A 14,953-nucleotide genomic window follows, 5' to 3' on the forward strand; every position below is an offset into this window, starting at 1 on the left:
TTGGGCAAAAATTAGCGCTTGAAATGTGATTTTTAAAGCGGTTAGATAATAGGAGTTGACTTAAGTTTAGGTTATTTAATTGTGAAAGAAACTATTATATCCGATATCCATTGTATTATTACTAAACCAGACAGACACAACCTCATTACCGTTGTCGTAGAAACGAATGAAGGTGTGACTGGCTTTGGTTGTGCGACATTCCAACAAAGACCGCTTGCTGTAAAAATAATGGTCGATGAATATTTAAAACCTATTCTTATTGGTAAAAACGCCAATAATATTGAAGACTTATGGCAAATGATGATGGTCAACGCTTATTGGCGAAATGGCCCTGTTATCAATAATGCAATTTCCGGTGTTGATATGGCACTGTGGGATATTAAAGCCAAATTGGCGGGTATGCCGTTACACCAGTTATTTGGTGGTAAGTCTCGTGATGCTATTCCTGTATACACACACGCGACTAGCGACACAATGGAAGGTATTTATGAGCTGGTGGAATCTTTCTTAGACAAAGGCTACAAGCACATTCGTTGTCAGCTTGGTTTCTATGGTGGCGTTCCAACCGATTTGCATACCACTCAAAGCCCGACTGAAGGCTCGTACTACGACCAAGATCAGTACATGGACAACACGCTAACCATGTTTAAGTCGTTGAGAGAGAAGTATGGTAATCAATTCCATATTCTTCATGATGTTCACGAGCGCCTTTTCCCGAACCAAGCGATACAATTTGCCAAAGAAGTGGAGCAATATAAGCCGTACTTCATTGAAGATATTCTTCCGCCAAACCAAACGGAATGGCTAGACAATATTCGTAGCCAAAGCTCAGTATCATTGGGCTTAGGTGAGTTATTTAATAACCCTGAAGAGTGGAAGTCTCTAATCGCGAATCGTCGAATCGACTTCATCCGTTGTCATGTTTCACAAATCGGTGGTATTACGCCAGCTCTGAAACTCGGGCATCTATGCCAGAACTTCGGTGTACGTATTGCGTGGCACTGTCCGCCAGATATGACGCCAATTGGCGCTGCGGTGAATACGCATTTGAACGTGCATTTACATAATGCAGCGATTCAAGAGCATGTCGAATATAACGAGAATACGCACAAGGTATTCCCGAACGCTGCAGAGCCAATTAATGGCTACTTATACGCTTCAGAAATCGCAGGTATTGGTGTTGAAATTGACCGAGAGGTTGCAGCCGAGTTCCCCGTTATGTATCGCCCCCACGAGTGGACTCAAAGTCGCCTTCCTGATGGCGCGATTCACACTCCATAACTCATTGAGTTAACTAAAATGGCCGCAGATAGCGGCCTTTTTTTGTCTGAAACTTATCGTTAGTTTTAGCTTTTTTGTCAGTCTTCGTTCTCGATTTGTTGCTGTTGCTGTTGCTGGCCTAGCTAATCAATCAGCAAGTAATCAGAATTTTCATATCCAAACTATTAGTATTACCTCTCACATACCTTCAATTAACTGACTTTAAATAGTTCAGAATTAACAGGCTGATTATCATGAAAATACTTCATTATAAATGCACATTAATTTGGCTACTTACTAGGGTTTTATTTTTGATAAAAATTTAAGTTTGATTTGATCGGTTCATGAAAAAGTAGTGATTTACATTAATTATCACTATTAATATCTTTAATATGGCTTCATTAACCTTTAGCTATTGAAAGTTTAATTAACAATTTAGCTGTTATTAAATAAATTTCAGGGTATTGAAAGTTAAGTAATTTAGCGTGTTTGTTATAAAATTACCCAAGTTTTTAGTGTTATTTGGCCTGTATTGTGCAATAGAGGTTATTTTAGTTTTTGATTTTGTGTTTTATATTTAAAGTGTTGAATTTAAAGGTTATTTTGATAAGTGTAAAACAGTGATTTAGGTCTGCAATTCCAGATTAATAATATTGTGAATGAGGAGTTAATTAGTAAATATACGCCCTAGAAATCGAGTCGAATACTGTCCATATATTTCAACTTGAAGATCAAATAGTTGCTATGCAACTAATAACAATAAAATAATATTAGGGTTTATATGAAAAGCACATTCAAACTGTCTTTAGCTGCTGTTTTAGTTACTTCTGCAATGGGGGCTCATGCAGGCATTGCCATTGTTGATACAGAAGAAGGTAACTTCTCTGTTGGTGGTAACGTGGAGCTGAACTTCAACTACCAAGATCGAGAGTCGAATGATAATGGTGACGCAGAGTTCAACCAAGATGGTCGAGTTCTGATTGAGTTCGCTGGCGAAAAGTACACCAGTAATGGTCACTATGTTGGGGTTAAAGCGCAGCCTTTATTTGAAAGCACAGGCAATGTTGCACTCGATGATGCCTACTTTGAGTTCGGCAAAAAAGACGGGTGGGCGATCAAAGCGGGTCGTTTTGAAGCCTACGATATGTTCCCTGTCGGCCTTGATGTTTTCCTAGAGTATTCAGGTGATACCTCAAATGAACTTTATACAGGTGGCAGCGCTTATATCTACCAGATGAAAGAAGCTCGCGGTCGTGGTTCTGATGGTCAGTTGATGTATAGCCAAAGTTTTGGGGATCTGTATGTCGAGGTTGGTACGATGATCGGTGACCGCTCTGACTTGTTCTCTGATAGCTACCATGGTGTGGACGTAGACCACGACAACGCCAAAGACGCGTTCCTTGTTCGCCCGGTTGTGTCATATAAAATGGGTGACTTTACTGTTGCAGCCTCAATGGAAACTAACTTAGTTAGCGATGCCGTTGTCGACACCTCGGGTAAAGATATCTCTGACCGAACTGGCTATGGTCTAACAGGTAATTGGTCTAATGATTCTTGGAGCGTTAACGCTAACTTTGCTTACTTAGATGCGGTAGATGAGACCAATGCAACCGCGGGTTTGAACGCGCTTTATAACAACTTCGGTATCGGTTACATCTATGGTGCGAACGAATATGATTCCACATGGGCGAAAGGTGATGTGACGGTTAACACGGGTTACGCATCTTATGAGTTCCAGAATGTGCTCGAAGTACAAGACTTCTCTGTTCTTCTTGGTACTTATTACACGACGGTCGACAACAAAACGACCAATACATCTGCGTTCTCTGAAGACGATGATTTTGGTGCTCGCGTACGTTTGTACTACGAATTCTAATAACAGTTGATTCAATTCTACTGACAACCCGCCACTGTGCGGGTTGTTGCTTTTAGGGAATAACGGAAACTAGAGAAACTAAACATGGGAAGACAAAGTAGCTGAATACAAATAAAACCGTTACTTTTTGTCTCGGAAGCTCATGCTCTCACTGTTAAAAGGCGTGTGGTAGGTGCATTGGTAGTTGATGTCGATGATATCGCTGACGATAAACAGCTCCCCCGATGCTAAGAAACCTCGGTTGGTGATATTCATCGCCGCCGCATTTTTTTTGCAGCCGAGCAACTCCGCATCTTCTTTAGACACATTGATCGCTTGGTACGTCGTTAAGTAGCTATCGATCTGAAGGCCTTTTGCTAGCGCATGTTTCTGGATTGAGTTTTCAATGATCTCGGCATTCATCTCTGGGAAGACATTGACAGGGATCTTGGCTTCTTCGATCTGAACTACTTTGTTGTTAATCAATCGAAGCCGTCTAATTTTCCAAATGTAATCATTGTCGTCTAAAGAAAAAATCTGCTGTTCGTGGTTGTCGGGTAGCGCTTTATTCAGCTGGAGCTTTTTATAAGAGATCTCTTCAAAACTGTTTTCAGTAATGGAGTTGTACACCAGTGGTGTACCAATGAGAGAAGTGTTGACGAAGTAACCAGAACCCACCTTAGATTTCACCATTCCAATGGCCTCTAGCTTGGCTAGTGCCTTACGAATCGTGAAACGAGATAATCCATATATTTCAGACAGTTCTCTTTCAGCAGGAAGCTTATGGCTGATACTGTTTTGGCAAATTTTGCTCACAATATCTTGAACAACTAATTCATATTTTTTCATTCTAAAAACTTAAAAAAACACTCATGGTGATAAAATTATAGTTAACTAAATCAGAGACTCAGCACATTCCGAACTAGCCGATAATTCTAACATAGAAGGCCATTTAGATGATGAGAAATAGGGTGTTTTGAAGGGCGAGTTCGAGCATTACTTCTGGGTGTGTGACTTCATTCTCTTTCTTGGTTAGATAAGCGTGAAGGCGAACTTACGTGTAAGCAGATATAAAAAAGCCACAGCATTTACTGTGACTTTTGAATCTAACTTGAAGAGGGTTAAGCGGTTGCAGATGCTAGGGGGGGATCTGCAACGCCTAATATCTAATGAGTGTGGCTGCTATTTACCCACGAAACCGTTGTACAACATGTAAAGGTGCGCGGCACTCCAAGAGAAGTTATTCGCGCCCTGAACCTCGCCCGTTTCTGGGTTGTAGTTCTCCTGAATCGGGGTAGCTTCTGTTAGGCCTTGCGCATTTTGGAATAGCTTGTCGACCATTTGACGCGCTTCTACACCGTACCCATAGTTGTCCATACCGCGTACACCAAAGTAGAACTGATCCAGCCACACGCGACCACGCCAGTAAATGTCTGGGCCGTAAGCCGGGTTGTCCATTGATGCCGTACCTAGCGGAATCTTAGGTGAGTTAAACTTGCTGGTATTTAGCATGTTCTCTACGACTTTATCCGCGTGTTCTTGCGTCGCTGCGTTGTTGAATAGTGGTGACCAACCTTCAGGTCCCATACCGCGCTTCACCAATACCGGACCTGCACATTGGTTAGGCAGTCCATTTGGTATTACTTCGATATCGTAGTAGAAGCCTGTTGACTCATCGTACATACAACGGTTGATGTACTCTTTGGTGTCGGCCGCCTTTTCTGCAAACTCAGCGGCTTTGTCGGCTTTACCCAATACGTCGGCGATTTGAGATAGGTATAGGTTGTCTGAGTACCAGTAAGACGCTTGATCTACCGACTCTTGCATCAGTGAATAACCTGATAAGTTGTTTGAATCGTCTGTGTTCTCGTTGAACTTCACCTCCCAATCTTTCTTCGCCTGAGCCAGCTTGTTCATGTTCTCAACTGAATCATCGAGGTAAGTCACCACTGAACCGTCTGTGCCCATAGCGATGTCATACGTATTGTCGAAACCATTAGTGTCATGAGCGTAACGACCCATTTGGTCTATCATTTCCGCTTTTTCTTGAGTCGGTTGTTCAGTTAATCCTTGTAGGTTGTCGATGGTGTCGATAAAACCGAACACCCCCGCGTTGTCACGACCTGACTCCCAACCCGCTGCAACTTTCGCAGGTATGCTCATCGCAGTGTACTCACCAGAAGTCAGTAATTCGTTGTACTTCTCGATACTCGTTTCTTTGATCCACGTATCGCCATTCGCTTCGTCTTTATATTGGAACTTCATGTCGTCCACAGACGCATCTGGTCCCCAAGAACCGTTATTCACATCATCTTCGAAAACGGTATGAATTGGGTCTTTCGCTGCGCCATATTCCGGTATTCCGTTCTTGTTGGTATCACGAGCGCGTAACCACCAATCGTGGAATGCCACTAGCTTCGGATACATTTCTTCTAGCCACTTCTGTGCTTCTTCGGGACGGTTATGTTCGTCTTTCAGTGCTGTATACACTTCCCAAACAGCCCATGCAGCCAGTGATGGCTTAGTATTACGCTCGTTCCAGTTCAGGCCATCGGTCGCTTGAGGGAATACTTTTTTGTATTCCGCAGACATGCCTTGCCAACGTTCTGCTGGTAGGTTGTAAGTCACGACATCAAGTAGGTAGCCTTCATCCCAAGGGCGGACTGGATCATCAGACTGCACTTGGTATTGGAATACAGTACGAATGTTTTCCATCGCTACATCTGGGTTGAAGTGTGACATTGCGTAAGCTTGCTTCCATGTATCCCACGGCCATGTCATGTTGCCCGAGAAGTAAGGAGCTGTAACGGAAGGGGTTACCGTGTCGTGGTCAATCGCACCCGCAGCACCACGCCAGTTCGCGTTCAATGTTTCCATTGCTTTTACTGCAACAAACTCATGCTCTTTTGAAGCCGCATCGTTGGTGAGACCGTTTTCTAGGTATTCTTCCCAACGCATTGCTGAATCGTGCATGTAACCTTTTGGATCGGCCATCACTTTATCCAGTTTTGCAAACTCAGACGCTTGCTCTTTGGTGTTTTGAACGTGAGTGTAAGCCGTGTATAAGGTGATCTCTTCGCCATCACCTAGAGAGGCCGTTTGCACGAAACCTTTCTTATCATCATTGATGGTAGAAGTTTCTGGTTTGATAGAACGCGTTACTTCGAACTTTGAATCGCCAGATGTCAACAATGACCATGAATCACGAACTGCGCCAAAAGAGACTTCTACACCACTGTCTGTCGCTGTAATTTCACGGGAGTAAGTTGGGTAAGCTTCTTCAACACTACGGACTGTACTGTCTTCATTCTTGTATGCCGTGCCATCATCTGCACGATAGTTTTGCATCAATTCACCACCCCATTCGCCTTGAATATCCAGCTTATTTGGGTTCTTGATGGTGGTTTTCACAAGAGAAGTTCGATTAGTCACAAAACGCATTTCTAGCTCGGCTTGAATACCGTTATCGCCAGTATACGTTTGGATCAACGCACCTGGTTGTGAGTATGCTTTTGTCAGTTCTAGCGGCATTGGCTGGCCGTCGACAGTTAGGGCCAAACGGTCAAAACGTGCGGCCATGAATGACACGTATTCTTCGGTCAGCAGTGCTGTACCACCTAGAGTTATTTCACCACCTTTGGTGTCTAGCGTATGACCATGCCATGAGCCGTTATCGAACATCGGAATGTAGCGCAGGTGACCGCCGTGCAAATCACGTAATGCCACTGGTACCCCAGCACGATCGATGGTGTTGTGGAATTCGGTCGCTTTAAGTGGAGCATCCACATTCGAGCTATTATCGCTACTGTTGCATCCGCTTAGTGTTAGAGCAACCCCGACAGCAATCGCACATAAAGACGTTTTAAACTGCATGTTATATCCTTCATTTATTGGTTTTTGAATCTGATCAGGCGAAAAAAGGTCGAGACATGCCCTGCCGAGTTTCGTGAAGAAGATTCAGCTTTATTTATTTCACTTATTGGTATGAGAAAAGATCGCTTATTTACGTCTTTTCTTTATTTATTAAACTTGTTTAAACAACAAGTAATTAATTATTGTTCGTTTGCCATCGATATGGCTTTTAATAATTCACCATCAATATTTGGAATCGTATCAGAAAGAAATATCTGATTGCCTGGTGTGTAGGTCATCAACACATTCCTGAGTCGTTCGCTACCTTCACTGTTCTTGTTTTGTACATCAAACTCAATCAGTTTGTTGTATACTTCGTTCGCCAGTTTCTCTTCTTGTTCTTCAGTAATGGCAATGCTTCCCATACAGATAGGGGGACGTACATCATGGCTGAAAACTTCATTTCGAAAACGTTTAGCGAATAAAGTATCAAGCTTAGAACCTTCTTCAAAAATAAAACGGCCTTGATCTTTGAATCGGTATTGGTCATTACCTTTCAATTCAACATAATCCATCATTTCTAATGCGCGAAAATATATGGCGACTGACGTATGGCTCAGTTGGTATTTTTTGGCAATATCTTGTGGTGACCATTCCTTGCGTCGTAATAGATACAGGAAATCAAACAAATATGGATATTGGTTAAATATTTCACTGTTGATGTCGGTAATAAACTGCTCGTTCTCTTGCTGTAATTGTTTGCCTCGCATAGATAATTCTACTAAGTCAGTATCTAAATGAGTGGCATACGAAAGTATTTTATCCAGCCCCAAAGACGTATTGTGCAGTTGTCTTTTAATCGTTGAGAGAGGAATTGCCATCCCAGTAGAGAGATCGGAATAACAAATACCTTTCTCTTTGATTTTTTCTCGTAAAGCAGCAAGTAAATACGTTGCAGAATTATTCATCTAACAATGCCTGTTTTATTTTTGTCAGCATCCTTGATAATAATTTCAAGAGAGTCCTACTCTTGTGATTCTGGTTCCAAATATTTCTAATATTTACTGTGAGTTAAATAATTGCCAAACTTGAGGTTTTTACTTGTTGTTATTTGTACAAGTTTTACTCAATATTATTGCTGTTTATCTCTTTGTCAGTATGCGATGAGTATAATTGTTTTGATGCATAAAATTAAGTTTATGGTGGATTTTAGTAAAAGTTTTCTTACGAGAGATTAGTTTATTGGGTGGGCAGTATCAAAAAGTTGTACTTGGTAATTTAGTCTAGACTGATATCACAAAATATTTCTGATTGACTGGCATTTTATTGAGGAGGTGACCAGTGAAAATATTGTTATAAGGAGTAAGGAGGTTAGTTAAATGGAGAGTTTAATTATTGAAGCGTAATCATATTATATAGTTATTTCCTAAACTTACTATATATTTGTCCTATTTATTACTCGATCTTAAAAATACTTGGTATCTCACCTTTCTCTCTTTGCTTGATAGGCGGAATGAGGAGATTGCCTACAAGCAGGCAAGAAAAAAGCACGCCCAATAGGACGTGCTTCGAGTGTTTGAGCTTTGTTAGTAGCGAGCTACATAGCTAAGTTTTCATTTCTTAACTTGGTGAGCGCTTTTAGACGCTTTGCGTACTCTTTTTGGAACTTGTCTGGGTCAGTACCCTCAGATACTTGAGCGTACACTCGCATCTTGTTACCACCGTAGATCTTGGCAAGATCATCGTTGCTGTAACCGCGTTTCCACAGTTCATCGGTAATCGCCGCTAGGATCTTTGACAGCTCACCATTACCGGTCGCACCTTTGTTGAATGCTTCTATCATGTAGCCGCCATCGTCGTACATTTTTGCATTCTTGGTTGCGAAATCCACAACCATTGCGGTAGAGAACATATCATCAGTTGCAATACCTACGTGGTCAACGCCTACCAATTTTACGTAGTAATCGATCATATCAGCAGCTTGAACAGGAGGTATATCTTCAGGCCAAACGCCGTCCATCATCCATTCCGTGAAGGTTGGGGCAACGTAGCCACCTGATTTAGCCGCGCGTATTGCCTCATCATCGGGAATAGCACGGTAGCAACCTTGTGGTGTTGCATCTGGCTCACTCTTATAAAGCCCTGCAGGCACTGAGTGAGTGTAAACAAATGGAGTTCCAGGATACTTCTCTTCCATGTAATCCATCGCGTCATTTGCAGTCTTTGAGCCTGTGTGGCTGAGATCGAGAATGACTTGGTACTCGACCATCGAATCAATAACAGATTCTCCCCAAGGTGTTAGGCCTATATCTCTACCGTTAAATGCTGCTAATTGCCCTGAGCCTGTTCTGAAAATGTCGTTATACGCCAAGATCATGCTTTTTAAACCCATGTCTTTTAGAATCGCCATTTTGGTCACATCTTCTTCCAGAATAGTGGCGGTTTGGCTGTTCCAAAGTACGGCGGTTTTGCCTTCGGTGTGCGCTTTTTCAATGTCATTATTGGAATGCGCGATGATGAAATTGTCAGGTTGCTTTGCCATTGCAGAGCGGTGTTTATGATGGTGAAACAAGAAGTCATCAAAGTTGTGATCAGCAGCGGTAATGGTGTATTCATGCCCTGTGATACCTGCATCACGAGCATCTTGGAAGTAATCCAACAGTTGTTGCTCGTCCTGCCAACCAGCACCATAAGGGCTTGCGAGCATACCAATGACAATGGTGTCTTGGACAAATGTTTTAGCCTTGTCTGATGCTGGCCAGGTCTTACTCTCAACACTTGCCTGTGCAACACCAACACTCATTGCGATGCTTGCTGCTACTAACGTGATCTTTTTAAACATGAAAACCTCTCAATTACAGGCTTAAGTCCATTTATATTTATGCCTAGATTTAATAGTAGACCCTGACGGTATCGTTGAGTCATTTAAAATTGATAACCCTGTCATACTTTGTAATCAAAGCGTTACGTCCTGAATTGTGATTTCGCCTTAATGCAAAAACTTAAAGCGTCTCTTGTTAACTTGAGGTAATAGTAGCTAAGCTAGAAAAGTAAAATGCGCATTTTGTGCCAATGAGCTTAGAGCCGGTATTGATGAAGATATTGATGAAGATATTGATGCTGATATTGGGTTGAGTTTTGGACTTTACCTGTTTTGAACAAGATAAAGGAATCGTGAACTGATGCTTGAGTTACCATTGATTGCGAAGAGTGTTGTGAGCCATTTTCAACAGTGTGTGCGGGAAGATAAGTCATTAGATCTATATCATGCCGCGATAGAAGCGCTCGCAGTTCAAGTGAGCATGCCATTCTCAATGGAGACTTCAGTTGCTCAATATGTCTCGTTTAATGTGTTTACTCAGTTCTTAGAGGGTTTGAGGAAGGTATTACCGTCTGAGGTGTTTGTTTCTTCGTTATTAGGCAGTGCTAAACGAGCCGCTCTCGAACTCGATTTTTCCAACCATTCAGCTCAAGATTTTCTCGCCCTTTTTCCGTTTGAACAATGGTCCGTTGAATCGTCTTCACAGTCATTGAAGCTTTCATTTCGAGTATCTAATAGCTCGCTCAATGGTATTGAAGCCGAGCTGTTTTTGATTGTTTATAGCCACACTTATTTCAAAACTCAGCAGACTAATATTGATAAGCCAATTCGTTACGATTTAGTTTCGGTGTCGGCGAGTGCGTTAAGTGAGTTGAGAATACAAACGGAAACGCCACAGTATATAGGTCAAAATGAGACGTGCATTTCGTATCACCCCATTGATCGAGATTGCTCAATCAAAGCGGTGTCAACGGCCACTACTTCTACCTTCAAGGTGACACAAGCATTACTTCCTTATATCGGTCGAGTAGATGTAGATTTGGTCTCGTTTGGTCAGATAAACCGAATGGGTAAGCGCACAGTCCAAAGGGCGCTTAGTGAAGAGGGGACGACTTTTCGGACTATCAAAGAAGCTCTGTCTTTTGAGTTCGCCAAGCGCGTTATGACTGAGCAAGACTATTCGATCTCAGATATTGCGCTTCACTTGGGATACGCAGATGCCTCACAATTTATAAGAGCGTTTAAGCGATCGAACGGAATAACACCGCTTCAATGGAAAAAGAACAAAAAGAGTGCAGGTGATGACATAAACGTATAACGCTTATAAAGCACCGACCATATTCCCATCTGAAGCTGATTTATGTTGATGATTGACTCGTTAGTGAATATTGAGAAGGCCGTCGTAATGATGGTCTTTTTTGTACTCTATTGGTTGTATATTCTACTCGAGACTTTTAATTTATAAACGTTCGCTATGAATCTTGATGCGTGGCACTTTGTGTCTTTTTCCATCAATAACATGGCGATCACAGGAGTATGTATGAGTTCTAATGAAATCAAAAATGTGGTGTTTGATGTGGGTAATGTCATTGTGCGTTGGGCACCTCTGGAAATTGCCCGTCTTACTTTTGGTGATACTGAAAACTTGGAGTCTCGAGCTCGTTCTGTTTTCCAAAGCACGATTTGGTTGGATTTGAACAAAGGATTCTTGACCGAAAGTGAGGCTAAGCTGCGTTATCAACATGAGCTCGGCTTATCTCCATTAGAGTGCGATCGCCTGTTCTATTACGTTAAGCAAACGCAGATCTTACTGCACGGTTCAGTTGAACTCATCGAGCGTGTAAAGCGATCTGGGTATGGTGTGTACGCGCTTACAGACAATGTGGTCGAGATTGTTGATTACTTAAAAAATACCTATCAATTTTGGGCGTTGTTTGATGGTGCGGCAGTCTCCGCTGAGCTTGGTATGCTTAAGCCACAACCTGAAATCTACCAAGCGCTTTTATCTAATTATGGGCTTAAAGCTTCAGAAACCGTCTTCCTCGACGATATGCCTTATAACGTTGAAGGTGCGAGATCTGTGGGTATGGCTGCTATCCAGTTTACCGATGCCGTTCTGTGTGAAAACAGCTTGCAGGCGCTTGGCGTTAATTTAATAGATTGACACCTTGGCGAGTGAGTTAAATTTGAGGATGTAGAAAATGAAAAGATACCCACCTAAGTCTATCGTTACATTCTTGTTTTTGACTATGTCGGTGCTGGTTTTAGTCGTGGCTTTCGTGCTTCAAATTCGCGGTGAACAAACATGTGATAGTTGCTATGAATCAGATAAAGGACAGTTTAAGTTTGTCCTTTACGATGGAACTTCACCTGCGATAATTCCAAGTATTCACAACGAGCTATTACTCAAGCAGGCTCCTTTGATGAAGAGCTTCGGCCTGGACTCAATACCGGTCATAACAGTGAGAGTATGGCAAAGCCAAAAGGCCTATTTAGATGAGCAAGAGCGTAGCATTGGACAGCGATATGCGTTTTCTACAGGCTACATCGAGCCTAAAAGTAATGAAATCAGGCTGCTTTATTTTGGTGGTGAAATCCAACGAATAGCATTGCATGAGTTTGTGCACTTACTGACACTTCAAATCAACCCCAATTTTGCGAATAACCCTCGTTGGTTGTGGGAAGCGGTGGCTATCTATAAATCTGAAGATTATTGGTTCCACATGAATAACAGGAATGCCATCAAAGCCCGTTTTGATGGGCTTGTTCAAGAGTTATATATCAACCCTAATGGTGGTTCAACAATCTATGAAGTCGGTTATACCATCGGTGAGTTTATCGAGCGTTCTTGGGGGGAGGAGGCTTTTATCAAGCTCATAAAGAGTAACGGTGATGTATCTGGAATAACGAATGAGCCGATAGAGTCGCTATTTTCAGGGTGGAAGGATTTCGTGAAAAATACCTATCTTAGCTCACCACAAAGCGAGTATGAGAAGGCTTTAGAACGGAGCCCATTGCAGGCCTCAGAGCAGTGAGTGAGATTAACTGTGTAGAAAGTTAACCGTACGATAGAACAACGCTGTTTATTAGATTAAGAGCCATGTTATTGAAACATGGCTCTTTTTGTTTTTAGATTTGGATACGCAACTTGCTTTTTTAGTCGTGGGCTTGTTCGGCATTCAAGTGTCGAATCAGCTTTGCTGGTGTGCCGCCGTACAAGCAACCTGGTGGTACATCACTGTTGACCACAGAGTTGGCTGCGATCACAGAGCGAGCACCAATGGTCACGCCTTGGTTAATCACCGAGTTTCCACCAATCCAGACATCATCTTCGATTGCGATAGGTAGACAGAAAGTTTCCCACTTGCGACGACTGAGGTGGTTCAGTGAGTGAGAGGCAGTGTAAAACTGGACACTTGGTCCCACCAATACATTGTTGCCAATTTTGATGTTGGAGCCGTCAAGCATCACCACATTCATGTTGATGAAGGTGTCGTCACCAATCTCGATTGTTTTACCAAACTCACAATGAAAAGGGGGCTGGATTAAGCTGCTGCTACCAACCTTACCAAATAGCTGCTCTTGCAATGTGTGTTGCTGGTCTGGGTCTTGGTGGCTGTTGAAAGCCATTAGCGACTTTCTGGCATTGGAACGCATGGTTTCAATTTCTTGGTCTGCACCATTATATACTTGCCCAGATAGCATCTTTTCTAGTTCAGTTTTAACGTTTGTATTACTCATGCTTGCCCACTCTCCGAGAGTCTCGGTTTAATACCAATCGTAGTAAATAACTGGTCATCCTAGCTGGTTAAAACGCTCAATAACTGCGTTAGAAATTTTGATTGTAGAATAACTACTTATCGAAACTCTTTGTAGAATAGAGCCGCCTTGTTCTTAAGCCTTTTTCCTGCGCTATTTATGAGCACTTACTTATTGTGATTGGTATAAATGACGAATACTGCAAGATTAGCGATTTTCGGGCATAAAAAAAGAGAAAAGCCTCAGCCTTTCTCTTCCTGTTTTTCTACTTAGCAATCAAGATTGCTTAAATTAGATTTGCTTAACGAAACCCATCAAGTGCTGTTTCACTTCGTCTGAAGCAAAAGCGCTTTCTACAGAGTACTTGTAGATCTCTGCGTAATCTTCTTGTGTTAGGCCGAAGGTTTCACATACACGCTTCACTTCGTTAGTCATGGTTGTGTTCGACACAGTGCGGTTGTCTGTGTTGATCGTTACAACGATGCCGTCTTTCTTGAATTCAGCAATTGGGTGGTCGCTGAATTTGTGAATACACTTAGTTTGCACGTTACTTGTTGGGCAAGTTTCAAGCGCAACTTGCTTCTCTTTAACGATGTTGTATGCGTCTTCGTTACCTTGGATGTGAACACCGTGGCCGATACGTTCAGCATCAAGCAGTGTTACGGCATCGTAAACGTTCTGACCATGCCATTGCTCACCTGCGTGAACCGTCACACGGTAGCCTTTTTCGATCGCGTATTGCGTGTACTCCGGGAATTCAGCGCAGAAGCCAGGCTTTTCACCGCCAGCGATATCAAATGCAACCACGCCTTTACCTAGGTAAGGTTGGCCGGCGTCGATCACGTCTTTGATCGAGTCTTTAGGGAACATACGCAGTACAGACATGATGTAGTTGCCCTTGATGTCGTATTTCTCTTCTGCACGCTTCATGCCTTTAACCGCACTTGCGATGATCGCATCAAGAGACAAGCCCTTGTTTACGTGAAGAATCGGTGCAAAACGAACTTCAAGGTATTTAACGTTCTCTAGTGCAGCGTCTTCGTAAAGCTCAAAAGATATACGTTCGATCGCTTCTTCCGTTTGCATCACTTGCAGCGGCAGGCTAAAGCAAGCTAGGTACTCATCAAGGTTTTTGCAATCTTCAGGCACTGTTAGAGACTTAACTACCGCTTCACGGTCTTCTGGAAGTTCGATTCCGTACTGTTTCGCCAGATCAATAATGGTGTCTGGACGAACGCTTCCGTCTAGGTGGCAGTGCAGATCAATCTTAGGGAGTGCTAGAAAGTTCATGAGTATTCCTTAGGTCTATTATTTTTTGAGTTATTAACTCATAGGTTACATGGGCTTAAATTAACAAGTTTGTGATATGATTTAAAGTGACATAAAGTCATCATTAATCTGAATCT

Annotated in this window: 11 protein-coding genes; 5 read left to right on the forward strand and 6 right to left on the reverse strand. The window is 42.4% G+C overall.

The annotated features are described in order from the left end of the window. Positions 1-81 precede the first annotated feature (81 nt). Positions 82-1,281 (forward strand): enolase C-terminal domain-like protein, encoded by a 1,200-nt coding sequence (locus ATB74_RS01955; RefSeq protein WP_060980731.1) that lies wholly within the window; start codon positions 82-84, stop codon positions 1,279-1,281. Positions 1,282-2,041: 760 nt separating this feature from the next. After that, positions 2,042-3,136, forward strand: a complete 1,095-nt coding sequence (locus ATB74_RS01960; protein WP_061016168.1) for a carbohydrate porin — start codon at positions 2,042-2,044, stop codon at positions 3,134-3,136. A 120-nt stretch (positions 3,137-3,256) separates the two neighbouring features. Here ATB74_RS01960 and ATB74_RS01965 read toward each other — a convergent pair whose 3' ends face one another. The 4 genes from ATB74_RS01965 to ATB74_RS01980 all read right to left on the reverse strand — a co-directional run bounded on the left by ATB74_RS01965 (position 3,257) and on the right by ATB74_RS01980 (position 9,809). Next, complete coding sequence (locus ATB74_RS01965; protein WP_060980729.1) at positions 3,257-3,964, reverse strand: GntR family transcriptional regulator; 708 nt, start codon at positions 3,962-3,964, stop codon at positions 3,257-3,259. Between the two features lie 333 nt (positions 3,965-4,297). Continuing rightward, the gene (ygjK, locus tag ATB74_RS01970; RefSeq protein ID WP_061016170.1) at positions 4,298-6,988 is read right to left on the reverse strand and encodes an alpha-glucosidase; all 2,691 of its coding nucleotides are present in this window, start codon (positions 6,986-6,988) and stop codon (positions 4,298-4,300) included. 179 nt (positions 6,989-7,167) lie between these two features. Beyond that, complete coding sequence (locus tag ATB74_RS01975; RefSeq protein ID WP_060980727.1) at positions 7,168-7,935, reverse strand: hypothetical protein; 768 nt, start codon at positions 7,933-7,935, stop codon at positions 7,168-7,170. A 629-nt stretch (positions 7,936-8,564) separates the two neighbouring features. Continuing rightward, positions 8,565-9,809, reverse strand: a complete 1,245-nt coding sequence (locus tag ATB74_RS01980) for a membrane dipeptidase (protein WP_061016173.1) — start codon at positions 9,807-9,809, stop codon at positions 8,565-8,567. 340 nt (positions 9,810-10,149) lie between these two features. Here ATB74_RS01980 and ATB74_RS01985 point away from each other — a divergent pair, with 340 nt between their 5' ends. The 3 genes from ATB74_RS01985 to ATB74_RS01995 all read left to right on the forward strand — a co-directional run bounded on the left by ATB74_RS01985 (position 10,150) and on the right by ATB74_RS01995 (position 12,823). Next, positions 10,150-11,106 (forward strand): helix-turn-helix domain-containing protein, encoded by a 957-nt coding sequence (locus ATB74_RS01985; RefSeq protein ID WP_061016175.1) that lies wholly within the window; start codon positions 10,150-10,152, stop codon positions 11,104-11,106. Between the two features lie 222 nt (positions 11,107-11,328). Further along, a complete protein-coding gene (locus ATB74_RS01990; protein ID WP_061016178.1) occupies positions 11,329-11,952 on the forward strand; it encodes an HAD family hydrolase in 624 nt (207 codons plus the stop codon). A 37-nt stretch (positions 11,953-11,989) separates the two neighbouring features. After that, complete coding sequence (locus ATB74_RS01995; protein WP_061016179.1) at positions 11,990-12,823, forward strand: hypothetical protein; 834 nt, start codon at positions 11,990-11,992, stop codon at positions 12,821-12,823. Positions 12,824-12,944: 121 nt separating this feature from the next. Here ATB74_RS01995 and ATB74_RS02000 read toward each other — a convergent pair whose 3' ends face one another. After that, entirely contained in the window at positions 12,945-13,529 is a 585-nt protein-coding gene (locus tag ATB74_RS02000) for a sugar O-acetyltransferase (protein WP_061016181.1), read from the reverse strand. A gap of 309 nt (positions 13,530-13,838) precedes the next feature. Then, a complete protein-coding gene (gene add / locus ATB74_RS02005; RefSeq protein ID WP_061016183.1) occupies positions 13,839-14,837 on the reverse strand; it encodes an adenosine deaminase in 999 nt (332 codons plus the stop codon). Positions 14,838-14,953 lie beyond the last annotated feature (116 nt).

Source organism: Vibrio splendidus (assembly GCF_001557875.1).
GTDB lineage: Bacteria > Pseudomonadota > Gammaproteobacteria > Enterobacterales > Vibrionaceae > Vibrio > Vibrio splendidus_F.

Coding starts and splice junctions, on each gene's coding strand:
- ATB74_RS01965 (WP_060980729.1), bottom strand. CDS start 3,964: ATGAAAAAATATGAATTAGTTGTTCAAGATATTGTGAGCAAAATTTGC.
- ATB74_RS01990 (WP_061016178.1), top strand. CDS start 11,329: ATGAGTTCTAATGAAATCAAAAATGTGGTGTTTGATGTGGGTAATGTC.
- ATB74_RS01985 (WP_061016175.1), top strand. CDS start 10,150: ATGCTTGAGTTACCATTGATTGCGAAGAGTGTTGTGAGCCATTTTCAA.
- ygjK (WP_061016170.1), bottom strand. CDS start 6,988: ATGCAGTTTAAAACGTCTTTATGTGCGATTGCTGTCGGGGTTGCTCTA.
- ATB74_RS01960 (WP_061016168.1), top strand. CDS start 2,042: ATGAAAAGCACATTCAAACTGTCTTTAGCTGCTGTTTTAGTTACTTCT.
- ATB74_RS01975 (WP_060980727.1), bottom strand. CDS start 7,935: ATGAATAATTCTGCAACGTATTTACTTGCTGCTTTACGAGAAAAAATC.
- ATB74_RS01995 (WP_061016179.1), top strand. CDS start 11,990: ATGAAAAGATACCCACCTAAGTCTATCGTTACATTCTTGTTTTTGACT.
- ATB74_RS01980 (WP_061016173.1), bottom strand. CDS start 9,809: ATGTTTAAAAAGATCACGTTAGTAGCAGCAAGCATCGCAATGAGTGTT.
- ATB74_RS02000 (WP_061016181.1), bottom strand. CDS start 13,529: ATGAGTAATACAAACGTTAAAACTGAACTAGAAAAGATGCTATCTGGG.
- add (WP_061016183.1), bottom strand. CDS start 14,837: ATGAACTTTCTAGCACTCCCTAAGATTGATCTGCACTGCCACCTAGAC.